Source organism: Herbiconiux gentiana (assembly GCF_024978135.1).
GTDB classification, from domain to species: domain Bacteria; phylum Actinomycetota; class Actinomycetes; order Actinomycetales; family Microbacteriaceae; genus Herbiconiux; species Herbiconiux gentiana.
In genome coordinates this window covers 535,369-555,904 of the sequence record NZ_JANTEZ010000001.1, presented here as the reverse complement: position 1 = coordinate 555,904, position 20,536 = coordinate 535,369, and the positions used below count along the sequence as shown (strand labels likewise).

21 protein-coding genes are annotated in these 20,536 nt (G+C 71.8%); 8 read left to right on the top strand and 13 right to left on the bottom strand.

Going from position 1 to position 20,536, the window contains the following annotated elements; genetic code table 11:
• The first annotated feature begins 19 nt into the window (after positions 1 to 19).
• Together NVV95_RS02540 and NVV95_RS02535 are read left to right on the top strand one after the other, a co-directional pair.
• The gene (locus NVV95_RS02540) at positions 20 to 781 is read left to right on the top strand and encodes a dienelactone hydrolase family protein (protein ID WP_259484957.1); all 762 of its coding nucleotides are present in this window, start codon (positions 20 to 22) and stop codon (positions 779 to 781) included.
• A 70-nt stretch (positions 782 to 851) separates the two neighbouring features.
• On the top strand, positions 852 to 1,235 hold the full coding sequence (locus NVV95_RS02535; protein WP_259484956.1) for a VOC family protein: 384 nt from the start codon (positions 852 to 854) through the stop codon (positions 1,233 to 1,235).
• A gap of 30 nt (positions 1,236 to 1,265) precedes the next feature.
• Here the strand turns inward: NVV95_RS02535 and NVV95_RS02530 are convergent, their stop codons facing one another.
• Both NVV95_RS02530 and NVV95_RS02525 read right to left on the bottom strand, forming a co-directional pair.
• Positions 1,266 to 1,613: a GNAT family N-acetyltransferase gene (locus tag NVV95_RS02530; protein WP_259484955.1), complete on the bottom strand. Its 348-nt coding sequence runs from the start codon at positions 1,611 to 1,613 to the stop codon at positions 1,266 to 1,268.
• Positions 1,614 to 1,672: 59 nt separating this feature from the next.
• Complete coding sequence (locus tag NVV95_RS02525; protein ID WP_259485203.1) at positions 1,673 to 2,281, bottom strand: DNA-3-methyladenine glycosylase I; 609 nt, start codon at positions 2,279 to 2,281, stop codon at positions 1,673 to 1,675.
• 125 nt (positions 2,282 to 2,406) lie between these two features.
• Between NVV95_RS02525 and NVV95_RS02520 the strand changes: the two genes are divergently transcribed.
• On the top strand, positions 2,407 to 2,568 hold the full coding sequence (locus NVV95_RS02520) for a hypothetical protein (protein WP_179548131.1): 162 nt from the start codon (positions 2,407 to 2,409) through the stop codon (positions 2,566 to 2,568).
• Positions 2,569 to 2,640: 72 nt separating this feature from the next.
• Here NVV95_RS02520 and NVV95_RS02515 read toward each other — a convergent pair whose 3' ends face one another.
• The 4 genes from NVV95_RS02515 to NVV95_RS02500 are packed head-to-tail and all read right to left on the bottom strand — an operon-like array spanning position 2,641 to position 7,192.
• Positions 2,641 to 3,078, bottom strand: coding sequence for a YdeI/OmpD-associated family protein (locus NVV95_RS02515; RefSeq protein WP_259484954.1), 438 nt, complete (start codon positions 3,076 to 3,078; stop codon positions 2,641 to 2,643).
• Between the two features lie 14 nt (positions 3,079 to 3,092).
• A complete protein-coding gene (locus NVV95_RS02510) occupies positions 3,093 to 3,887 on the bottom strand; it encodes a ferritin-like domain-containing protein (protein ID WP_259484953.1) in 795 nt (264 codons plus the stop codon).
• 18 nt (positions 3,888 to 3,905) lie between these two features.
• A complete protein-coding gene (locus NVV95_RS02505; RefSeq protein ID WP_259484952.1) occupies positions 3,906 to 6,260 on the bottom strand; it encodes an SDR family oxidoreductase in 2,355 nt (784 codons plus the stop codon).
• Positions 6,257 to 7,192 (bottom strand): hypothetical protein, encoded by a 936-nt coding sequence (locus tag NVV95_RS02500; protein WP_259484951.1) that lies wholly within the window; start codon positions 7,190 to 7,192, stop codon positions 6,257 to 6,259. Before NVV95_RS02500 ends, NVV95_RS02505 begins: the two co-directional genes overlap by 4 nt.
• Before the next feature lie 101 nt (positions 7,193 to 7,293).
• On the opposite strand from NVV95_RS02500, the gene NVV95_RS02495 reads away from it, so the two are divergent.
• Genes NVV95_RS02495 through NVV95_RS02485 form a run of 3 tightly spaced genes read left to right on the top strand, consistent with a single transcriptional unit; the run spans position 7,294 to position 10,537 of the window.
• On the top strand, positions 7,294 to 8,094 hold the full coding sequence (locus NVV95_RS02495; RefSeq protein WP_259484950.1) for an SDR family NAD(P)-dependent oxidoreductase: 801 nt from the start codon (positions 7,294 to 7,296) through the stop codon (positions 8,092 to 8,094).
• Complete coding sequence (locus NVV95_RS02490; RefSeq protein ID WP_259484949.1) at positions 8,091 to 8,798, top strand: lysophospholipid acyltransferase family protein; 708 nt, start codon at positions 8,091 to 8,093, stop codon at positions 8,796 to 8,798. The genes NVV95_RS02495 and NVV95_RS02490 overlap by 4 nt, the downstream gene beginning before the upstream one ends.
• Positions 8,795 to 10,537, top strand: a complete 1,743-nt coding sequence (locus NVV95_RS02485) for an FAD-binding oxidoreductase (RefSeq protein ID WP_259484948.1) — start codon at positions 8,795 to 8,797, stop codon at positions 10,535 to 10,537. Before NVV95_RS02490 ends, NVV95_RS02485 begins: the two co-directional genes overlap by 4 nt.
• A 51-nt stretch (positions 10,538 to 10,588) precedes the next feature.
• Here NVV95_RS02485 and NVV95_RS02480 read toward each other — a convergent pair whose 3' ends face one another.
• From NVV95_RS02480 to NVV95_RS02465, 4 genes are all read right to left on the bottom strand, one after another.
• Positions 10,589 to 11,194, bottom strand: a complete 606-nt coding sequence (locus NVV95_RS02480) for a TetR/AcrR family transcriptional regulator (RefSeq protein ID WP_259484947.1) — start codon at positions 11,192 to 11,194, stop codon at positions 10,589 to 10,591.
• A gap of 83 nt (positions 11,195 to 11,277) precedes the next feature.
• Positions 11,278 to 11,931 carry a TetR/AcrR family transcriptional regulator gene (locus NVV95_RS02475; protein ID WP_259484946.1) on the bottom strand — a complete coding sequence of 218 codons (654 nt, stop codon included), beginning with the start codon at positions 11,929 to 11,931 and terminating at the stop codon, positions 11,278 to 11,280.
• 120 nt (positions 11,932 to 12,051) lie between these two features.
• Entirely contained in the window at positions 12,052 to 14,100 is a 2,049-nt protein-coding gene (locus NVV95_RS02470) for a coiled-coil domain-containing protein (protein ID WP_259484945.1), read from the bottom strand.
• A 65-nt stretch (positions 14,101 to 14,165) separates the two neighbouring features.
• Positions 14,166 to 14,594 carry an Hsp15 family ribosome-associated heat shock protein gene (locus tag NVV95_RS02465; protein ID WP_259484944.1) on the bottom strand — a complete coding sequence of 143 codons (429 nt, stop codon included), beginning with the start codon at positions 14,592 to 14,594 and terminating at the stop codon, positions 14,166 to 14,168.
• A 114-nt stretch (positions 14,595 to 14,708) separates the two neighbouring features.
• On the opposite strand from NVV95_RS02465, the gene NVV95_RS02460 reads away from it, so the two are divergent.
• Positions 14,709 to 17,216, top strand: coding sequence for a DEAD/DEAH box helicase (locus NVV95_RS02460; RefSeq protein ID WP_259485202.1), 2,508 nt, complete (start codon positions 14,709 to 14,711; stop codon positions 17,214 to 17,216).
• 97 nt (positions 17,217 to 17,313) lie between these two features.
• Here NVV95_RS02460 and NVV95_RS02455 read toward each other — a convergent pair whose 3' ends face one another.
• The 3 genes from NVV95_RS02455 to folP are packed head-to-tail and all read right to left on the bottom strand — an operon-like array spanning position 17,314 to position 19,510.
• Positions 17,314 to 17,823, bottom strand: coding sequence for a GNAT family N-acetyltransferase (locus NVV95_RS02455; RefSeq protein WP_259484943.1), 510 nt, complete (start codon positions 17,821 to 17,823; stop codon positions 17,314 to 17,316).
• Complete coding sequence (locus NVV95_RS02450) at positions 17,820 to 18,587, bottom strand: pyrimidine reductase family protein (protein WP_259484942.1); 768 nt, start codon at positions 18,585 to 18,587, stop codon at positions 17,820 to 17,822. Before NVV95_RS02450 ends, NVV95_RS02455 begins: the two co-directional genes overlap by 4 nt.
• A gap of 26 nt (positions 18,588 to 18,613) precedes the next feature.
• Positions 18,614 to 19,510 (bottom strand): dihydropteroate synthase, encoded by an 897-nt coding sequence (gene folP / locus NVV95_RS02445; RefSeq protein ID WP_259484941.1) that lies wholly within the window; start codon positions 19,508 to 19,510, stop codon positions 18,614 to 18,616.
• 86 nt (positions 19,511 to 19,596) lie between these two features.
• Here folP and NVV95_RS02440 point away from each other — a divergent pair, with 86 nt between their 5' ends.
• Positions 19,597 to 20,529: an NUDIX hydrolase gene (locus NVV95_RS02440; RefSeq protein ID WP_259484940.1), complete on the top strand. Its 933-nt coding sequence runs from the start codon at positions 19,597 to 19,599 to the stop codon at positions 20,527 to 20,529.
• The last annotated feature ends 7 nt before the right edge of the window (positions 20,530 to 20,536 follow it).

The window sequence follows — 20,536 nt, the reverse complement described above, 5'->3', positions numbered from 1 at the left end:
GGGGTGATAGACCGAACGGATGACCGACTTCAGTTCTGCGCACCAGGCAGCCCTCGACACCGTCCCGCTCCCTCCCGGGGCCCGCATCGAGGGCGAGCGGGTGCGCTACGCCGACGGCGATACGGCGCTCGACGGCTTCCTCGTCGCCGATCGTGCGGCGGAGGGCCGTCGCCCGGCCGTGCTGGTGCTGCACGACTGGACGGGGGAGCAGGAGTACACCCGCGTGCGCGCCGAGATGATCGCCCGCCTCGGGCTCGTGGCGTTCGCCGCCGACCTCTACGGAGCCGGGGTGCGCCCCACGGGCGACGATGCGGCCGCGGAGGCCGGGAAGTACTACGGTGACCTGCCGCTGCTGCGTCGCCGGGTGCAGGCGGCGTACGACCTGCTGGCCGCCGACCCGCGGGTCGACGCGTCGCGCATCGTGGTGATCGGCTACTGCTTCGGAGGATCGGCGGCGATCGAGTTCGCACGCACCGGCGCCGCGCTGGCCGGCGCGGTCAGCTTCCACGGGGGGCTCGTCACACACGATCCCGCCGACGTGTCGGCGATCGCCGCACCGCTGCTGGTGCTCACCGGCGCCGACGACCCGGTCGTGCCCGACGAGGCCGTGGTGGCCTTCGAGAACGAGCTGCGGCAGAACCCGTCGATCGACTGGCAGGTGGTGCTCTACAGCGGGGCGCCGCACGCCTTCACGCTGCCCGAGGCGCCGAGCTGGCGGCCGCTCGGCGATGCGCGCAGCTGGCGGGCGTTCCGCGGCTTCCTCGACGAGGTGCTCGGGTAGCCCGTCACGGTCGGGCCTTTACGCGCCGCCCCACGGGTGGCATTGTGGACACTGTACACAGGAGGTGCGCATGCTCACGACCAGCCACGGCTTCAGCGGATTCAGCGTCACGGACATCGACGAGGCCGAGCGGTTCTACCGCGACGTGCTCGGGCTCGAGGTGACCCGGAACGAGATGGGCATCCTCGACATCGAACTGCCCGGCGGCGCCCACGCGATCGCCTACCCGAAAGACGACCACGTGCCGGCGGTGTTCACCATCCTCAACTTCGCGGTCGACGACATCGACGTGGCGGTCGACGAACTCACCGCGGCGGGCGTCACCCTGGAGCGCTACCAGGGCATGCCGCAGGACGAGCGCGGAGTCATGCGCGGCAAGGCGGCCGACCGCGGGCCCGACATCGCCTGGTTCCTCGACCCGTCGGGCAACGTGCTCTCGGTGCTCAGCGACTAGAACGCGACCAGAGCCCGCGCGCCGTACCGCCTACAGCGACGCGCGCAGATCGATCGACACCGGGTCGATGATGTCGTCGAAGTCGTGGTGCTTCTGCACGTAGCGTTCCACGAAAGGGCACACCGCCACCGCGCGGAGGCCGGCGTCGCGCACCTGCTCGAGGGTGCCCCGGATCAGGGTGCTGCCGTAGCCGTGGCCCTCCTGGGCCGGATCGATCTCCGTGTGCAGGAAGACGCGGTCGATACCGCGATCCGTGTACACGGTGAATCCCACCTCAGCGCCGTCGACGAGCAGCGCGTACCGGTTCTGCTCGGGCTGGGGCACGACCTCGACGGTCGCCTCGGGGTTGTCGCTGACGTTCTCCACGTTCTCGCTCATGCCCCAAGCGAAGCAGATTCCGAGCGGATGCGCGAGCGGCAGAGTTGGCCCCGCCGGGGTCACCTCGGCGAGCCGTCGGGCGCCCACACCCCCGAGCTGCCGCGGCGGTGGCTGCCCACCAGATGGGTGTCGACGATGCCGACCGCCTCCATCAGGGCGTGCATGGTGGTCGGACCGACGAAGCGGAAGCCCTTCGCTCGCAGCGCCGCCGCCAGCGCGGTCGACTCCGGGCTGACCGTCGGCACCTCCGCCATCGTGCGGGGCCGGGGAGTGCGCGCAGGGCGGAACGACCAGATCAGCCGGGGCAGCCCGTCGGGGACGTCGGGGTCGTGCCGGAGCGCCAGGGTGGCCCGGGCGTTGCCGATCGTCGCGAGGATCTTGGCCCGGTTGCGCACGATGCCGGGGTCGCTCAGCAGCCGCGCGATGTCTTCGTCACCGAACCGGGCCACCACCTCCGGGTCGAAACCGCCGAAGGCCGCCCGGAACGCCGGACGCTTCCGCAGGATCGTCGCCCAGGACAGCCCGGACTGGAAGCCCTCGAGGCTCAGCCGCTCGAACAGCCCGCGCTCGTCGCGCACGGGCACACCCCACTCGGTGTCGTAGTACTCCCGCAGCAGCGGGTCGACCGCCGCCCAGGCCGGGCGCGTCAGCCCGTCGGGCCCGACCACGACGTCGACGGCTGTCGGGGCGGCGGCTGTCGGAGTGGCGGCGGTCGGGGCGGCGGGGGCGGTCTCGTCGGAAGGCGGCACCCGTCTAGTATTGAACGAAGCCACTATCGAGGAGGAACACCCGGATGAACGTGCTCGCTGCCATCGGAGCCATTCTGCTGTTCCTGCTCGGCATGTTCCTGTTCGGCACCCTCGCCAACGCGTGGGTGTTCTTCGCCGGTATCCTGTGCGTCTCGGGCTCGGTCTTCTTGGCCACGTCGATCCTGTCGACCCAGCGCCGCCACTAGCGCAGCGCCGCCACTAGCGCAGCGCCGCCAGCGCCGCCACGAGGGCCGCGCCGCAAGAGACGCCGCGCCGCCTCAGGAGACGAGCTCCTCCAGCGCCTTCGCCACCCGCCGCTCGCGCGTCGCATCGGTCTTCGCGTCGCTGATCGAGAGTGCGATGCGCTTCTTGTTCGAGTACGACAGCGCAGCGAACGCGGCCGCGGCATCGGCGTCGACCGCCAGCGCGGCGGCGAGGGCATCCGGAACTTCGACCTCGCGCGGCGCCTCGTCGAGCTCGACGTCGACCACCACGGTGTCACCGGCCGCGACGCCCGCCGCCGCGCGGTTCTCGGCGCTCAGCGAGATCAGGAACTGCCCCGTGTAGAACACGATCGAGCTGCGGTAGCTGTGCCCGCCGATCGTCACGACCACGGGTATGCGCTTCCCGCGGTCGAGCGCCGTGACCACGCTCTCGGGCACCGGGATGCCCGTGTTGTTCTTGCCGCTGGCGAGGATCGTGGTGGTGAACTCCATGCCAGCAGTATGGCTCAGGCGGCGACGCCCCGCGCGTCGAGAGCGTCCTGCACGATGGTGAGGCCGTCGAGCCCGGGCATGCGCGCGATGTGGGCGTCGATCTTGGCCGCCTCGCGACGACCCTCGGGGCCGCCCATCAGGTGACCCATGACGTGCTTCACCTCGTCGTCGCTCATCACCCCCGAGCCGACCGGGCCCCAGAAGTTCTTCAACGCGAAGCGCGCCAGCACCTGGGCCTTCTTGCTCTTGCCGAGACGCTCACGCGCCTGGGTGGCGTAGAAGGCGACATGGCGGGCCTCCTGCTTCGCGATGCGGCGCAGCAGCTCGGCGAGCACCGGATGCGCCTCGAGGTCGGCGAGCCGGTTGTACGCGGCGACGGCCGACCACTCGTTGGCGGCGCCCCAGACCATGTGCACGGCGATGAAGCCCGAGCCGACGATGTTGCCGAGCAGCGACTGCTTGACGGGGTCGAGGCGGTCCTTCCAGCCGAGCTTCAGGCGGGTGGCCTTCAGCTCGTCGAAGTCGACGATGATGTCGTGCTCGGCGAGCACGGCGGCCAGGGCCTCGCCGTGCCAGAACTCCTCGCGGTTCCACATGGTCATGAACGCCGTGACGTCCTCGTCCTTGTGGGAGGGGGTGACGAGCATGTCCCGCAGGTAGCAGACCGTGTGGTACTCGATGTCGCACATGTAGCGGAGCGAGCGCAGCGTGCCCTCGGGGAGGGGGTGCTCACGGAAGTCGGAGAAGTCGAGGTCCTGCCACGCGACCTTGGTGGAGGTCTCCGTGTACTTGTCGATGTCGAATGCCATGGGTGTGTCGGGGGAGCGTCAGGTGGCGCTCGACCGGTCTCCTTCCTCGGGTGCGGATGCCGGTGCCTCGGGCAGCAGAGCCAGAGTAGCCGGTGCGACGGGGCTGTCGGACGACCGTCGCGTCCAGTCCTCCACCGTCCACTTCATTCGTTGCGCGTGCCGATACAGATCGGTGTCGGGGTTGACGACTGTGGCGTTTCCCAGCAGCTTCAGCCAGGCGACGTCGGCGAGGCTGTCGCCGTAGCCGTACGACTGGGTGAGGTTCGCGCCGTGGGCGGTCGCGTACTCGCGGAGCCACGCGGCCCGCGCCTCGTCGACCAGCGGGGGAGCGGCGAGGTAGCCCGTGAGCACCCCCTTCGAGGCGTGCATCTCACCCGCGACGACCTCGTCGAAGAACGCCGAGAAGGGCTCGGCGGCCGAGCTCATCGCACCGGTGACCAGCACCGTGCGGTGCCCGGCGGCGCGGTGCTGGGCGACGCGGTCGAGAGCATCCGAAATCGCCCGGCTCAGCATGGCGGCACCGAAGCGGCCCTGAACGAGCTCCTGCAGCTCCTCGACGCGGATGCCCTTGTAGCGGCGCACGAGGGTGCGGATGAACTCACCGCGGTCGCGACGCTCGGCCCGGAGGTAGGCGGGCACCGACACCAACAGGCTCGCGAACTCCTGCGGCCACTGGGCCTTCGGGGTCATGCCGAGGCGCATCCAGAGGTACTGCTCGACGAGGTTCGATTCGACGACGGTGCCCTCGAAGTCGAACACGGCCAGCACGTCGCTGCGCACGGGCAGGGCACGCTTGGCGCGGGCGCGGCCGGCAGGGCGCTTGGCGAAGGCCTTCGTGAGCCCGGTGATCGAGGGGAAGTGGATGCTCTGGAAGTACTCGTGCCAGTCGATCTCGGCCACGTCGAAGCCGCGATCGGCCTTCAGCGCGTCGGGGATCGAGGCGTGCAGCGTCCTGGTGTTGCGGTCGTCGAAGATGAGCTCGGTCTGCACGTAGGCGCGGTAGAGCTCGGCGAAGTAGCGCAGCTGGTCGAGGCCCTGCTGGCGGCGACGGAGCGTCTCGGTCCACTGCCGGGTGCGGGGGTTGGAGGGCAGGCGCACGACGGCCTGGTCGGCCACCGACGCGATGCGCTCCTGCAGGCGCAGCGTGCGCTCGACCGAGCGGCCGCCGGGGAAGCGCCACGACGGCACGGCGATGCCGCCGTCGTCGCCCGGCATGGGGTTCTCGGTGAAGAACTCCTTGACGTTCTCGTACATCGTGTGGAACGGCAGCGGGTTCCGGGCGCCCGAGACGACCTGGTAGTACCGCGGCTCGTCGACGGGCGCCGGGGTGACGGCGGCCGCGAGGATCGCGTTGACCACGAAGTCGACGGGGATGACGTCGAGGACCGAGTCGGGGACACCGGGGAACTCGGGCAGCTGGCCGCGGCCGTAGGCCATGATGAGCGGGTCGGCGACCTTGAAGCCGTCGAGCCAGCCGGGGAACGGGTGACGCAGGGCGCTCTCGATGATCGACGGGCGCACGATCGACAGGCGGTGCCCGGCGGTGCCCCAGAGCTCTTCGGCGGCGCGCTCGGCGAAGGCCTTGGTGAGCGTGTAGACGTCGGTCCAGCCGAGGGACTCGGCGCGGATGCGGCCGTGGTCGACCAGGCGCCTGGTGACCCACTCGATGCGGGCGGCCTCGGCGTCGGCGGCGACGGCCTGCGGGCCGACCTTGCCGAGCTTGGCGCGGCTCTTCGCGAGCAGGCTCCGCAGCACCTCGGGCTGGCGCGAGGCCATTTCGACCCGGCGACGGGCCGACTTCGCGGCGGCGTTCTCGGCGCGCCAGTCGATCTCGTGCTCGAGCGAGGCCTCGGGGGAGACGCCCTTGCGCATGCCGCCGACGTAGGCGGTCGAGACGTGCACGACGTGCGGGTCGCTGCCCGAGGCGAGTAGGGCGCCGTAGAGCCCGGTGGCCCCGTCGACGTTGGTCTGGAAGGCCTCGTCGATCGGCGGGTCGAACGAGACGGTCGAGGCGCCGTGCAGTACCACGTCGATGTCACCGGGCAGCTCGCCCGGGTTCGCGAGGTCGCCCTGGATGACCGACAGCCGCTCGCGGATGGTGCGCTCCACCTCGGCCTCGCCGACGGCCTCGCGCCAGGTGCGGAACACCGGCTTCTTCAGCAGCGTCTGCAGACGTGTCTCGCCGGTCGTGCGCGACTTCGGGCGGATCAGCAGCGACACCCGGGTGTCGGGATGCGACGAGAGCAGCCGCTCCAGCACCGCCTGGCCGACGAAGCCGGTGGCGCCCGTGAGCAGCACGTGCGAGCTGCCCAGCGAGAACGCGGGGTCGGCGGGGGTCGTCGTCGGTTCGGTGGTGGGGGTGGCGTCGGTCATCCGGTCGCTCCGCCTTTCGTGGAGGTCGAGGTGGTCGAGGTCGAGGTGTCATCGGCTTTCGTACCGGCAAGACGGTACCGCAGGCCGGCCAGCGTGCGCCCGAGGGCGTGCCCGGCGCCCCGCGAGGGAGCGAGCGCGCGCTCACGGGCGGCGCGCACGACGTGCAGCGCACCGAGCCCGGGCAGCTCCCGCACCTTCGCGTCGACGCCGGCGGTGAGTTCGGCGTCGAGGAGCTCTTCGTAGAAGAACGTCGAGGCGGATTGCTGCACGCTGGCGGCACCGATCGGCCACGGCGTGCGCGGCAGGGCGCGACGGGCGAGGTTCTGGGCTCGCCGTGAGGCGGTCAGGCGAGCGCGGGCGTCGGGCTCGACGAAGGCGCGGTGCCGCTTCTTCACGTCGAGGATGCGCTCGAGCAGGGAGACCAGCTCGGGGTTCGGGTCGAGCGTCTTGAGGCGCTCGTAGGCGGCCTCGGTCATCCACTCGTCGACCGCCACCGTGGTGAGGTGCACGCCGATGACGTCGGGGCCGATCGCGTTCGCCCGGAACGACTCGACGATGGGGGTCGCCCGCTCGGAGAGCTCGAGCGCGAAGGCCTTGAAGCGGGGCAGCTCCTCGATCGCGGTGGGGTCGACGCCGTGGGCGCGCACGATCACCTCGAGGGCGTCGGCGATCCAGTACTTCTCGAACGCCCAGGTGGTGAGGAAGGCGGTGACCCGAGCGTCTTTGTGCGTGGGGGTGACCAGCACGTTGCGCAGGTAGGTCATGGTCGAGCGCTCGAGCTCGCGCAGGTAGGCGAGCAGGCGCACCGTGCGGTCGGTGAGCGGATGCTCGGCGAACGCCTCGAGGTCGATCTCGCCGCGGTGGCTGCCGACCGCGGTGCGGGCGAAGTCGCGCACGTCGAAACGCCCGGGAACTCGTTCTTCGACGGACATCTGGTCTCTCCGAGGCGGACTGTCCCCGACGTGGTCGGCGAGGAGGGATGAAGGGATGCGCTCGTCTAACGCTACGCACTCCGTAGCGTATCCTAAGCACCATGGCGACGGCTCTGGTGACCGGTGGAACCTCGGGGATCGGTGCAGCATTCGCCCGGGCCCTCTCTCTTCGAGGCTACGACCTCGTGCTCGTCGCACGCGACGAGGAACGGCTGCGCGAGACGGCCGCCGAGCTCTCCCGCGACGGCGCGACGAAGGTCGAGACCATCTCGGCCGACCTCTCGGTGCGTGCCGACGTCGACCGCATCGCGGAGCGGCTGGAGTCGACCGACTCGCCGATCGACTTCCTGGTGAACAACGCCGGCTTCGGCATCCACGGTTCGCTGCTCGAGCGCGACGTCTCGATCCACGAGCGCGCCCTCTCGGTGATGTGCCTCGCGGTGCTCGTGCTCGGCGGCGCCGCCGGACGGGCCATGAAGGCCAGGCGCCGGGGCACCATCCTCAACGTCTCCAGCGTCGCCGGCACCATCGCGACCGGCAACTACTCGGCGGTCAAGGCGTGGACCACGGCGTACACCGAGGCCCTCGCGGTAGAGCTGAAGACCTCCGGTGTCCAGGTCACGGCGGTGCTGCCGGGCTGGGTGCGCACCGAGTTCCACGAGCGGGCGGGCATCCGCACCAAGTCGATCCCCGAGTTCCTCTGGCTCGACGCGGATGCGCTGGTCGAGGAGTGCCTGCACGACGTCGCCCGCGGCAAGGTGCTCTCCGTGCCCTCGAAGCGGTTCCGGTTCCTCATGCTCTTCACCCGCCACCTGCCCCGCCGCACCATCCGCTGGATCTCGGGGAAGATCTCGTCCAGCCGCAGCAAACCGATCGTGCCGTCGGAGGCGAAGACCTCATGATGACCCACAACCACCCGCACCTCATCCGAGCACCGAAGGACCGCTTCACCAGCGGTGTGATGGCGAACATGCGCTTCGTGGCCCAGCGGATGCTGCTGAAGTCGGTGGTCTGGTCGATCACGAGGGTCAGCGTGCAGGGGCGCGACGCCCTGAAGGGCGTGCGAGGCGCCTTCATCGTGGTGGCGAACCACTCGAGCCACCTCGACGCGCCGCTCGTGATGTGCTCGCTGCCGCGGCGCATGGGGCGGTACCTGGCGGCAGGGGCCGCTGCGGACTACTTCCACGACATCTGGTGGCGGCGCATCCTGACCGCCCTGTTCTTCAACGCCTTCCCGATCGACCGCACCGGCACCGCCCAGAAGCAGGGGGTGTCGAAGAAGCTGCTGAGCCGCGGAGTGCCGCTGCTGGTGTTCCCCGAGGGCACGCGGTCGAAGACGGGCGAGATGGCGGAGTTCAAGGCGGGGGCGGCCGCGCTGTCGCTGTCCTGCGACGTGCCGCTCGTGCCGGTCGCACTCGTCGGCGCCAACGCGGCGATGCCCCGCGGTCGCAACTGGCCGATTCCCGGGCGCCCCCCGGTCACGGTCGTCTACGGGGAGCCTATGATCGGACTGCCCGGCGAGACCCCTGACGAGTTCTCGAAGCGCATCAGGGCCGAGGTGCGACGTCTGCACACGACCGGAGCCACCCCGAAAGGAACAGCATGACCGACGTTAAGCACATGAAGTGGTGGGGCTGGGGCCTCGAGGGCGTCGGATTCCACTTCGAGGACAAGCCGGACTTCGCCCCCTTCGTGAAGAAGGCCGTGGCTCTCGACATCAGCGTTCCACCCGTACCGCCCCTGGCGTTCGACGAGCTCACCGTCGAGCCGTCGCGCCTGACCCCGTCCTTCGAGGCCGAGCTGGTCTCGATCGTCGGCGAGGCGAACGCGACCACCGACGACATGGCGCGGGTCGTGCACACCTACGGCAAGAGCATCCGCGACCTGCTGCGCGTGCGTCGCAACGAGATCGCCCGCGTGCCCGATGTCGTGGTCTACCCGGCCGACGAGGCCGAGGTGCAGCGCATCGTCGACGCGGTGGTCACCGAGGGCGCCGTGCTCATCCCCTTCGGTGGCGGCAGCAACATCGCCGGCAGCCTCGAGCCGCTCGCCGGCGAGAAACGCACCATCGTGTCGCTCGACCTCGGACGCCTGCGTCGCGTGCTCGACATCGACGAGGGCTCGGGCCTCGCCCGCATCCAGGCCGGCGCCCAGGGCCCCGACCTCGAGGCGCAACTGAACGCCCGCGGGTGGACGCTCGGGCACTTCCCCGACAGCTTCACGCACTCGACGCTCGGCGGCTGGGTCGCCACCCGGTCCTCGGGCATGCAGAGCGACAAGTACGGCGACATCGCCGACATCGCCCGCGGCCTCCGCATGGTGCGCCCCGGCACGGTCGTCGTGCTGCGCCCGCTGCCTTCGACCTCCACGGGCCCGTCGGTGCGCGAGATGATCGTCGGCTCCGAGGGTCGCCTGGGCGTGATCACCGAGGTCACGGTGCAGGTGCACCGCCAGCCCGCCGTGCGCGAGGTGCAGGCGTACTTCTTCCCCAACTGGAAGGCCGGCCTCGCGGCCATGCACGAGATCTCCGAGTCCGACGCCTCGCCGTCGATCACCCGGGTGTCGGATGCGCGGGAGAGCGGCTTCTCGCTGGCCACCCGCAAGGAGTCCAAGGGTGTCTCGTCATTCGTGACCAAGACGCTCATGTCGGTGCTGCAGCGCCGCGGCTGGGTGCTGGACGACATGTGCCTGTCGTTCATGGGCTTCGAGGGCAGCTCGTCGCACGTCGCCTACGAGAAGAAGCTCGTGTCGAAGATCGTGCGCAAGCACGGCGGGCTCGGCGTGGGCAAAGGCCCGGGCGCGCTCTACGACCAGAAGAAGTTCGACACGCCCTACCTCCGCGACTTCCTGCTCGACCGGGGTGCGGCCGCCGACGTCTCCGAGACCGCGGCCCCGTGGTCGAAGCTGCAGAAGGTCTACGACGACACCGTCGCGGCCGCGAGCAAGGCCTACGACGCGCTCGGCGTGCATGGCTGGATCATGTGCCACCTCTCGCACTCGTACCACTCCGGCGCCTGCCTCTACTTCACCTTCGCGTTCGTGCACGGCGACGACCCGATCGCCCAGTATGAGGTCGTGAAGTCGAGCATCCAGCAGGCCTTCATCGACGCCGGCGGAACGCTGTCGCACCACCACGCGGTGGGGGTCGAGCACTCGCCGTGGATGGAGCAGGACATCTCGGCCGGCGGCGTCGCCCTCATGCAGGGGCTGTTCGACGCGGCCGACCCGGGGCAGCAGTTCAACCCCGGCAAGGTGCTCGGCACGCCGATCACGCCCGAGGAGGTCGCGGCCCGCGTCGCGCACGCTCCGAGAGCTGACGCGCCGGCGGCCCCCGCCGCTCACTAGCGGCGTCGCCCGCCCGGGCTCGGCTCGGGCTCGGCCCTGACCGGCCCGGGTTCAGTTCGGGGGAGTCAGGGCCGGCCAGAGCAGCGTCAGCAGCCGGTCGGCCCACTCCTCGTCGGGCTCGCCGCCGCGGATGACGTGGCCGACCGCCGATCCGAGCAGCACGCTCACCACGAGCTTCACGTCGAGGCCGGCCCGCAGGTCGCCGCGCGCCACCGCCTCGTCGAGGAACGACACCAGCTGGTGGCTGCGCATACGGATCATGTCGCGCAGCTGCTCGGTGAACGGCGCGTCGCCGTCGTCGACGAGGATGGCCGCGACCGTGCCGCGCCCCACGATGTCCTGCACCCGCACGCGGGCGGCCCCGAGCAGCCAGTGCAGGGTGTCGTAGGTGCTCATGCCGCTCGGCAGCGTCACCTCGGTGGTCGCGACGTCGATGGCGGCGGTGAGCAGGGCCTCGCGGTCTTCGTAGCGGCGGTAGATCGTGGTCTTGGCGACGCCGGACGCGGCGGCCACCGACTCGACGGTCACCCCGGCCGGCCCGCGGTCGCGCAGCAGCTGCAGCGTCGCCGCGACGATGCGCTCGTCGGCTGCCCCGCCGCGGGCGCCGTCGTGGTGCGCGCCGTCGTGCCGCCCCACGGGGGCCTCGGAGCCGCTCATGCTGCCATCATGCCAGCCGCGGCTCGCTCACCCCTGAGCCTTGACCCCGGAACGCCGACGCCCTAGGGCGCCGCCCGCACCGGTCAGAGGCCGCGGTCGACCATGTCGAGGAGGCGGGAGGTCGCGAAGTCGACCATGCGGTCGTCGAGGCCGCGGAGGGGGCCGTCGATGATCAGCATGCCGAGGCCGTGCACGGTGGCCCAGGCGAGGAATTCCGCGTTCTGGCGTCGGGCCGCGGGCATGGCGCCGGTCTCGACCATCGCGTCGAGCGCGATGCCCACGAGCTGGAACGGGGTGCGGCCGCCTCGGCCGGCCTTGCCCGCGTCGAAGGCGTGGCTGAGGTCATCGGGCACCGAGTAGGCGGTGCGGAAGAGGCCGGGCTCCTCGCGGGCGAACGCCAGGTAACCGAGACCCACGGCCCGCAGCATCGCGCGCGCGTCGGCCTCGGTGAACGCTCCGTCGTGGCCGGTCGGCGGATGCGCGGCCAGCTCCTGCTCGATGCGGTCGGCCGAGAAGCCGAGGCAGGCGTCGCTCACGGCTTTCAGCAGCGCCTCTCGGTCGGCGAAGTGCCGGTAGGCGGCGTTCGGCGAGACGCCCGCACGGCGGGTGGCCTCGCGCAGAACGACGGCGTCGGGGCCGCCCTCGCGGGCCATCTCGACGCCCGCCTCGAGCAGGGCGTCGCGCAGCCCGCCGTGCCGGTAGGTCGACCGCGGAGGCGGCTGCTCCTCATCGCTCATGCTGGGCTCTCGGGGGTAGGGAGGCGTCCGGAGGGCCGGATGCCGTTGTGGACAGCGTACACATGGCGACGCCGCTCCTCCCACTTCCGGGGCGGAGCGGCGTCGTCGAGTGCGCGCGGATCAGTCGTCGGCGCCGGCGATGGCGTTGAGCACGAGCACGGCCGAGTCGTTCGCACCGATGGCGTACTCGCTCGTCTCGTCCTCGTCGCAGAGCTGGCCGGTGGCGATCTCCTCGATCTCGGTCACGAGCGCTCGGGCCCGCCGCAGTTCGACCTCCAGCGTCGAGGCCTGCACGGAGCGGTTGGCCTGGGCGGCCATCAGTGCGTCGCTCAGCTTCTCGCGGTCCTCCAGCGAGATGGCGGCGTCGGAGAGGGCGCGGTCGCGCTCGTCGGCCAGGATGCCGATCTCGGTTCGTGCCGCACGCAGCTCGCTCTCGAGGCGGGCGACGCGGTCGCGGGCGTCGTGGAGGTCGTCGCCGTCGTTCCCGCCGAGGCCGAGAGCCTCGAAGCCCTCGGGCTCCCGCTCGCCGTCACGGCCGGAGGTCGCCGCCGCGGCGGCTGCGGCCGCGGTGCTCGCTGCGGCGTCCGCGTCACGGCGGGCCTGTGCGGCCTCGGCCTGCGCCTCGGCCAGCTCGCGCTCGAGGGCGTCGACCCGGCCCCGCGCCTCGGCGAGGGCCGCCTCGTGCACGGCGCCCGACTCGGAGGACGGCGTCTCGTCGGCGGAGGAGGCCGCCGTCGCGGCGTCGCTCTCGGCGCGGGCGGCCGCGAGCTCGCTCTCGAGCTGCGTGACCCGTGCGCGGCTCTGCTCCAGCTCGTCGGCGGTCTGGGCGATGGCCGCGGCCGCCCCCTCGCCGTCGGCCGACAGGGCGGCGACGGTGGTGGCGTGGTCGGTGCGGAGCTGCTCGATCTCGGCGGTGAAACGCTCGGTGAGAGTCGTGTTCTCGGCGCGCAGGCCGTCGAGCTCGGCGGCCGACGCGGTGCGCTGCTGCTCCAGCTCGGCCTCGTGCTGGCCGCGGAGCTGCTCGAGCTCGGCCTGGTGCGTCGCGGTGAGCCGCTCGATCTCCGCGACGTGCGCGGCGCGCAGCTGCTCGTCGTGCATCCGCAGCTGGTCGCTCTCGGAGGCGTGGCCCGCCCGCAGCTGATCGGTCTCGGCCGCGTGGGCCTTGCGGAGGTCGTCGACCTGGGCGGCGTGCGCGGCGGTGAGCTGCTCGATCTGGGCGGAGTGCGACGAGCTCAGCTGCTCGAGCTGGGCGACGTGCGAGCCGCGCACCTCCTCGAGCTGGGCGGCGTGGGCCGTGTGCAGCCCGGCGATCTGCACCTCGTAGCCCGAGGCCATGGCCTGGTGCTCGTCGGTCAGGCGGCCGGTGGTCGCGGTCAGCTCGCTCTGCAGGCGGCCGGTCTCGTCGGCACGCTGCGCCTCGAGGCGCGCGGTCTCGTCGGCCAGCTGGGCCTGGAGCGCCGCGGTCTCGGAGGCGAGGCGCTGCTGCAGCGCCGTGGTCTCCGATGCGAGGCGCTGCTGCAGGGCGAGCAGCTGGTCCTCCCGCTGGGCGAGGTCGGCGGCGGTCGAATCAAGGGTGGCCTGGGTGCGCTCGTAGCGGGCGGTCATCTCGGCGAGGCGCTCGCTCGTCTCGGCGAGACGCTGCTCGGCACCGGCTCGGGCGTCGTCGCGCAGGCGCCGGTCGTCGAAGACGAGGCCGAGCTGCGAGCGGATGATCTCCAGCGGGTCGGTCTCCTCGACCTCCTCGATCGGCGGCACGGGCGGCGGCTCGTAGGCCGGGTGCGCCTTCGGGTCGATGAAGTGCTGACGGTAGAGGTCGTCGATGACCGCGGCGTAGCGCGCCCGGAACTCGGGGGTGCCGATCTTGAGCGAGGCGCCGACGAAGCTGAGGGCGGTGCGGTCGCGGCCGGTCAGCTCGTAGCCCGCGTCGGGCTCGGATGAAGACGACGACGACGACGAGGGCGTCGGTGCGGGAGCGGCACCGGGTGCCGGCTCCGACGCGGAGGCATCGGCCGCAGCGCCGTCGTGGCCGTCGTGGCCGTCACGGTCGTCGTACAGGCTCGCGAACAGACCGGTGGCGGTCTCGGGCTCGTCGCTCTGCGGGGCCGTGGCCTCGGGGTGCGTCGTGTGGGGCCGGGTGGCGTCGGGGTCGGTGGGGGTGGCGTCGGACATGATGCTCCTACTGGCCTCGCGGGGTGGTGGTGAGGGCTGCCGCTCGTCATCGCGGCTCGTCGTGATCAAGGGTACTGGCCGTGCCTGAGTCCGAGGTCTCCGTCGTCGTCATCCGTCGCGCCGGCCGGCCCGACGCCGCGGAGTCGCTCCAGCTCCCGCCGGTCGCGCTTCGTGGGCCGCCCCGTTCCCCGGTCGCGCACCGGCACGAAGGCGACCTCCTCCCGGGGCGGCGGGGGAGGCGTGAGGTCGACGAAGAGCTCGGCCGCGACCGAGGCCGAGCCGCGCTTGGCGCCGAGCTTCTGCACCGTCAGGATGCGGTCGAAGCCGCTGATGCGCGCCCGCACCTCGTCGCCCGGGCGCACCGGCTGAGCGGCCTTCACCCGATCGCCGTTGAGCTTCACGTGACCGGCGCGGCACGCCGCGGTGGCGAGCGAGCGCGTCTTGTACACGCGCGCAGCCCACAGCCAGCTGTCGATGCGCACGCCCTCGCTCATCCGCCCAGCCTTGCACAGCCCACCGCCAGGCGGGAGGGTCGTCGACGCACAGCCGGGAGGGTCGGTGGCCCACCGTAGGCTGGGCGCGTGACCTCCACCCCCTCCCGCCCGGCGATGCCCGAGCCCTTCGACCCCGATGCGGCCTACGACGCCTTCGCCGAGTGGGCGGCCGAGCGCGGCACACCGCTCTACCCCGCGCAAGACGAGTCGGTGCTCGCCATCGTCTCGGGGGAGAACGTCATCCTCAGCACCCCCACGGGCACCGGCAAGTCACTCGTCGCGGTCGGTGCCCACGCCACGGCGCTGGCCCAGGGCATCCGCAGCTACTACACCGCCCCGATCAAGGCCCTGGTGAGCGAAAAGTTCTTCGACCTGGTCGAGATCTTCGGCGCCACGAACGTGGGCATGGTCACGGGTGACTCCTCGGTGAATCCGGATGCTCCGATCATCTGCGCGACCGCCGAGATCCTCGCCAACCTCGCGCTCCGGCACGGCGCCGACACCGAAGCCGGTCAGGTCGTGATGGACGAGTTCCACTTCTACGCCGACCCCGACCGCGGCTGGGCCTGGCAGGTGCCCATCCTCTCGCTGCCGAACGCGCAGTTCGTGCTCATGTCGGCCACGCTCGGCGAGGTCGACTGGCTGGCCGAAGACCTGTCCCGCCGCACCGGCCGCGAGACCACCGTGGTCACGGGTGTCGAGCGCCCGGTGCCGCTCACCTTCAGCTACGCCACCACGCCCATCCAGGAGACGGTCGAGGAGTTGCTGCAGACCTCCCGCGCCCCCGTCTACATCGTGCACTTCTCGCAGCTCGCCGCCATCGAGCGGGCGCAGGCGCTGTCGAGCATCAAGGTCGCCAGCCGCGAGGTGCGCGACGAGATCGCCGAGCTGATCGGCCCGTTCCGGTTCACCACCGCCTTCGGCAAGACGCTCGCCCGCCTCATCCGCATGGGCATCGGCGTGCACCATGCGGGCATGCTTCCGAAGTACCGGCGCCTGGTCGAGCGGCTCGCCCAGCGAGGCCTGCTCAAGGTGATCTGCGGCACCGACACGCTCGGGGTCGGCATCAATGTGCCCATCCGCACGGTGCTGCTCTCGGCCCTGACCAAATTCGACGGCACCCGCATGCGGCAGCTCAGCGCGCGCGAGTTCCACCAGATCGCGGGTCGCGCGGGCCGCGCCGGCTACGACACCGCGGGCACGGTCGTCGTGCAGGCGCCCGAGCATGAGACCGAGAACCTCAAGGCGCTGGCGAAGATCGGCGACGACCCGAAGAAGCGCCGCAAGTTCATCCGCAAGAAGGCGCCCGAGGGCTTCGTCTCGTGGGGCGAGCCGAGCTTCGAGAAGCTGATCGCGGCCGAGCCCGAGAAGCTCACCTCGCAGCTCACCGTCACGCACGCCATGGTGCTCAACACGATCGCCCGCGGCGGTGACGTCGTGGCGAACATGCGCGCCCTGCTGGAGGACAACCACGAACCCCGTGCGAAGCAGCGCGAGCTCATCCGGCAGGCCCTCGCCATCTACCGCACGCTCCGCACAGCCGGCGTGGTCGAGCAGGTCACCGACGCGGTCACGGGTGTCACGATCATCCGCCCCACCGTCGACCTGCAGCCGAACTTCGCGCTCAACCAGCCGCTGTCGCCGTTCGCGCTGGCCGTCTACGAGCTGCTCGACGAAGACTCCCCGTCGTTCGCGCTCGACGTCGTCTCGGTCACCGAGGCCATCCTCGACGACCCGCGGCCGGTGCTCTCGGCGCAGCAGTTCGTCGCGCGCGGCGAGGCCGTGCAGGCGATGAAGGCCGAGGGCATCGAGTACGAGCAGCGCATGGAGCTGCTCGAGGAGGTCACCTACCCGAAGCCCCTGCTGGGCCTCCTCACCGAGGCGTTCGACACCTACCGCGCCTCGCAGCCCTGGATCGGCGACTTCGACATCTCGCCGAAGTCGGTCATCCGCGACATGTACGAGCGCGCGATGTCGTTCGGCGAGTACATCGCGTTCTACCGGCTGCCCCGCTCCGAGGGCCTGGTGCTGCGCTACCTCTCCGACGCCTACCGCACGCTGCGCTCCACGGTGCCCGACGAGCTGAAGAACGACGACCTGCTCGACCTGATCGAGTGGCTCGGCGAGCTCGTGCGCCAGACCGACTCGAGCGTGCTCGACGAGTGGGAGGCGCTGATCGACCCGGCCGCCGTCGAGGCCGCCGCCCGGCGCGAGGAGTCGGAGGAGGCCGTGGTGCCGCCCGCCCCGAAACTGCTCACCTCGAACCCGCGGGCGTTCCGCATCCTGGTGCGCAACGAGCTGTTCCGTCGCGTCACGCTCGCCGCCCGGGAGGCCTGGGACGAGCTCGGCGAGCTCGACGCCTCCTCGGGCTTCTCGGCCGATCGCTGGGCCACCGCGATGGACGACTACTACGACGTGCACGACTCGGTCGGCATCGGGCCGCACGCCCGCAGCGCCGCCCTGCTCATCCTCGAGGAGCAGCCCACGGTGTGGCGGGCACGGCAGATCTTCGACGACCCGGCCGGCGACCACGACTGGGGCATCACGGCCGAGATCGACCTCGCCGCCTCGAACGAGGCGGGGCAGGCGGTCGTGCGGGTGACGGCGGTCGACCAGCTCTAGGCCGATCGGCTCGGGGCAGACCGGCTCTCGGTAGACCGGCTCTGGGCCGACCAGCTCCAAGCGGTGTCGAGCGGATGCCCGTCCCGCGCGCCCGCGCTCACGACGTGCCGGCGCGTTCGAGGCAGACGAGGCCGGGCCGCGGGTCCCACGACGGCACCCGCCTGAACCCCATCGTCTCGTAGAGCGCGAGCGCGGCGCCCCGCCACTCCCACACCGAGAGCCGGAGGCCGGCGCCCTGCCCTTCGGCCCGCTCCGCGGCCGCCCGCAGCAACGCCCGCGCAGTGCCCCGGCCCCGGGCGGACGGCTCGACCCAGAGCCGCTTCACCTCGAACCAGCCGTCACCGGCCGGGGCCAGCACCAGCATCCCGAGAGCGTCGGCGGGTGTCGTCTCCGTACGATCCCGCGCGACGAGGACCGTCGAACCCGTGAAGGCGTCGAGCGGGTCGTCGATCTCGGCGCGGTAGCGGGCCGTCAGCTCGTCGGGTGACGCGCCCTTCTCCTGCTCGGTCTGCCGGTGGTAGGCCAACAGCATCGCCGCGACGGCGGCCCGATCGCCGGTGGAATCGGGATCCCAGGCGTCGATCCCCACGGACGTGGTGCTCGTCATCGAGCCTGGCGGGTCCAGCGCGAGAGCAGCAGGTCGCCGCTGCGGAGGAGGTGCGCGAGCTCGAGATCCCGCGGCACGACGATGTCGCCGCCCGCCCGGGCGATCCGCGGGCCGACGCCGCCCTCGAGCACCGGGCTGATCGTGAGGCAGAGCTCGTCGACCAGGTCGGCCGCGATCAGGTCGCCGAAGAACGTCGGCCCGCCCTCGCAGAGGATCTGGGTGAGGCCCCGCTCGTGCAGCTCCCGCACGATGAGGGAGGGGTCGACGCGCTCGTCACCGGCGTCGACGACGTCGGCGACGGGGGCGAGCCGCCGCCGGGCGTCCGGCGGCGCTGCCTTCGAGGTGAACACGAGAGGTCGGCGGGGCGCCTTCGCGAAGAGGTCGGACGCCGGGTCGAGGTCGAGCCGGCCGCTCACCAGCGCCAGGGCGGGGTGCACGGGCATCCGGAGCGCCTCACGCCAGGCGTGGAAGCGCGGGTCGACGGTGAGGGCGCCGTAGCCTTCGGAGCGCGCGGTGCCGGCGCCGACCAGCACCACGTCGGAGACCCCGCGCAGGATGTCGAAGACCACCTTGTCGGCGGGGCCGCCGAGGCCGCCGGAGAGCCCGTCGATCGACGCCGAGCCGTCGAGGCTCTGCACGAAGTTCACCCGGAGGTGCGGGGTCTCCCGGTCGGGGGCGTAGAGCGCGAGCAGCTCCTCGGGCGCGAGCGGGGGCGAGGGCAGGGGGAAGAGCTCGACGATGTCGGGGGTTGGTGGGACGGTCATCCGGAAGCCTTCTCTCGGGTGGGCGATCAGACGTTGTGCGACAGGAAGGAGGGCTGACGGAAGCCGAGCACGGTCTCGAGCATGCGCATCGACGCGACCGACGCGGCCACGTCGTGCATGCGCACGATGCGGGCGCCGAGCATCGCGCAGACGGTCGCGGCCACGAGCGAGCCCTCGAGGCGGTCGGGCTTGGCGGCGTCGAGCGACTCACCCACGAAGTCCTTGTTCGACACGGCGGCCAGGGCGGGCAGGCCGATCGAGGCGATCTCGTCGAACCGTCGCGTGAGCTCGAGGCTGTGCAGCGTGTTCTTGTTCAGGTCGTGCCCGGGGTCGATGTAGAGCGCGCTCTCGGCGACACCGGCGTCGACTGCGCGTTCGACCCGCTCGACGAGGAAGGCGCGCACCTCATCGACCACGTCGTCGTAGTGCGGCCGCGGGTAGGGCGTGCGGGGCTCGGCGAGCGAGTGGGTGACCACGAGCGATCCGCCGCCGACGGCGACGGCGACGGCCATCTCGGGGTCGCTCAGCCCTGTGGTGTCGTTCACGACGTGCGCTCCGGCGGCGAGGCAGGCGGCGGCGACGGATGCCCGGAAGGTGTCGACCGAGATGACGACGTCGCTCGCCCCCGCCAGCGCGGTCACCACGGGCAGCACGCGGTCGAGCTCCTCGGCCGCCTCGATCTCGGGGCCCGGAGCGAACTTCGCCCCACCGATGTCGACCCAGTCGGCCCCCGCGTCGGCCGCGGCGACCGCGCTCGCCACCGCCTTGTCGAGCGCGAAGGTCGCGCCGCGGTCGAAGAACGAGTCGGGCGTGCGGTTGACGATCGCCATCACCGCGATGCGCCGGTCGAAGTCGATCACGCGCTCTCCGGAGCGGGTCGCGAAGCGCCGGAGCGGGTGGCGGAGCGCGGGGGTGACGATCATGTCTCCATCATGGTCGCTCGGTGGTTCGTTCTGGTCGGCCGTCGTCGGGGCGGGGCGCCCTGGGTACATCGTGAGAAGGTGGACTCATGACGGCACTTCCCCCGACGCACCCGCGGGACAGCGGCGACGCCTGGGTCGAGGGGCCGGACGGCCGCCGGTTCTGGGGCCGCTACGGCGCCGCGGGGCTGCTGGTGCACGACGAGGCGGCGGGCATCCTGCTGCAGCACCGCGCGGAGTGGAGCCACTTCGGCGGAACCTGGGGCCTGCCCGGCGGTGCCAGGCACGAGGGCGAGTCGGCGGTCGACGGCGCGATCCGCGAGTCGGAGGAGGAGGCCGGAGTTCCGGCCGATGCCCTCAGGCTCGCCTTCACCTCGGTGCTCGACCTCGGCTTCTGGTCGTACGTCACCGTCGTCACCCGCACGTCGCGCCCGTTCGCGCCCCGCATCGGCGACGCCGAGAGCCTGGAGCTGCGCTGGGTACCCGTCGACGAGGTCGAGGCGCTGCCGCTGCACCCGGGGTTCGGCTCGTCGTGGCCGGCCCTCCGGGAGCGGCTCGAGGAGCGCGTCCGGGTGGTGGTCGACGCGGCGAACGTGGTCGGGTCGGTGCCCGACGGCTGGTGGAAGGACCGGGCGGGGGCCGCGACGCGGCTTCTCGCCCAGCTCGAGAGGCTCGGAGCCGCCGGCATCGAGACCTCGTCGCTGTCGGATCCGGTCTCGCAGTCGACTCCGCTCTCGCCGGAGGCCGGGCCGGGGAGGACGTGGCCCCACCTCGTCGTCGTCCTCGAGGGCCAGGCGAAGGAGGCGGACGCCGTCGATTCGGAGCGGATCTCCGTGCTGCGCGCGGCGGGCTCGGGCGACGACGCGATCGTCGACGAGGTCGCGCGGGCCGCGTCACAGCCTCTGCGGGAAAGGATCGTCGTGGTGACCGCCGACCGGGGTCTGACCGAGCGGGTGCAGGCGCTCGGTGCCGAGGTGCGCGGGCCCGGCTGGCTGCGGGGGATGCTCGATCCGTCCGACTGAGCGCCGG

What these genes read in the sequence shown, in the direction of transcription:
- NVV95_RS02475 (WP_259484946.1), bottom strand. Translation starts at nt 11,931, where the DNA reads ATGAGCGATGAGGAGCAGCCGCCTCCGCGGTCGACCTACCGGCACGGC.
- NVV95_RS02510 (WP_259484953.1), bottom strand. Translation starts at nt 3,887, where the DNA reads ATGGCATTCGACATCGACAAGTACACGGAGACCTCCACCAAGGTCGCG.
- NVV95_RS02540 (WP_259484957.1), top strand. Translation starts at nt 20, where the DNA reads ATGACCGACTTCAGTTCTGCGCACCAGGCAGCCCTCGACACCGTCCCG.
- NVV95_RS02450 (WP_259484942.1), bottom strand. Translation starts at nt 18,587, where the DNA reads ATGACCGTCCCACCAACCCCCGACATCGTCGAGCTCTTCCCCCTGCCC.
- NVV95_RS02480 (WP_259484947.1), bottom strand. Translation starts at nt 11,194, where the DNA reads ATGAGCGGCTCCGAGGCCCCCGTGGGGCGGCACGACGGCGCGCACCAC.
- NVV95_RS02505 (WP_259484952.1), bottom strand. Translation starts at nt 6,260, where the DNA reads ATGACCGACGCCACCCCCACCACCGAACCGACGACGACCCCCGCCGAC.
- NVV95_RS02530 (WP_259484955.1), bottom strand. Translation starts at nt 1,613, where the DNA reads ATGAGCGAGAACGTGGAGAACGTCAGCGACAACCCCGAGGCGACCGTC.
- NVV95_RS02495 (WP_259484950.1), top strand. Translation starts at nt 7,294, where the DNA reads ATGGCGACGGCTCTGGTGACCGGTGGAACCTCGGGGATCGGTGCAGCA.
- NVV95_RS02515 (WP_259484954.1), bottom strand. Translation starts at nt 3,078, where the DNA reads ATGGAGTTCACCACCACGATCCTCGCCAGCGGCAAGAACAACACGGGC.
- NVV95_RS02500 (WP_259484951.1), bottom strand. Translation starts at nt 7,192, where the DNA reads ATGTCCGTCGAAGAACGAGTTCCCGGGCGTTTCGACGTGCGCGACTTC.
- NVV95_RS02485 (WP_259484948.1), top strand. Translation starts at nt 8,795, where the DNA reads ATGACCGACGTTAAGCACATGAAGTGGTGGGGCTGGGGCCTCGAGGGC.
- folP (WP_259484941.1), bottom strand. Translation starts at nt 19,510, where the DNA reads ATGATCGTCACCCCCGCGCTCCGCCACCCGCTCCGGCGCTTCGCGACC.
- NVV95_RS02455 (WP_259484943.1), bottom strand. Translation starts at nt 17,823, where the DNA reads ATGACGAGCACCACGTCCGTGGGGATCGACGCCTGGGATCCCGATTCC.
- NVV95_RS02440 (WP_259484940.1), top strand. Translation starts at nt 19,597, where the DNA reads ATGACGGCACTTCCCCCGACGCACCCGCGGGACAGCGGCGACGCCTGG.
- NVV95_RS02490 (WP_259484949.1), top strand. Translation starts at nt 8,091, where the DNA reads ATGATGACCCACAACCACCCGCACCTCATCCGAGCACCGAAGGACCGC.
- NVV95_RS02460 (WP_259485202.1), top strand. Translation starts at nt 14,709, where the DNA reads ATGCCCGAGCCCTTCGACCCCGATGCGGCCTACGACGCCTTCGCCGAG.
- NVV95_RS02520 (WP_179548131.1), top strand. Translation starts at nt 2,407, where the DNA reads ATGAACGTGCTCGCTGCCATCGGAGCCATTCTGCTGTTCCTGCTCGGC.
- NVV95_RS02535 (WP_259484956.1), top strand. Translation starts at nt 852, where the DNA reads ATGCTCACGACCAGCCACGGCTTCAGCGGATTCAGCGTCACGGACATC.
- NVV95_RS02465 (WP_259484944.1), bottom strand. Translation starts at nt 14,594, where the DNA reads ATGAGCGAGGGCGTGCGCATCGACAGCTGGCTGTGGGCTGCGCGCGTG.
- NVV95_RS02470 (WP_259484945.1), bottom strand. Translation starts at nt 14,100, where the DNA reads ATGTCCGACGCCACCCCCACCGACCCCGACGCCACCCGGCCCCACACG.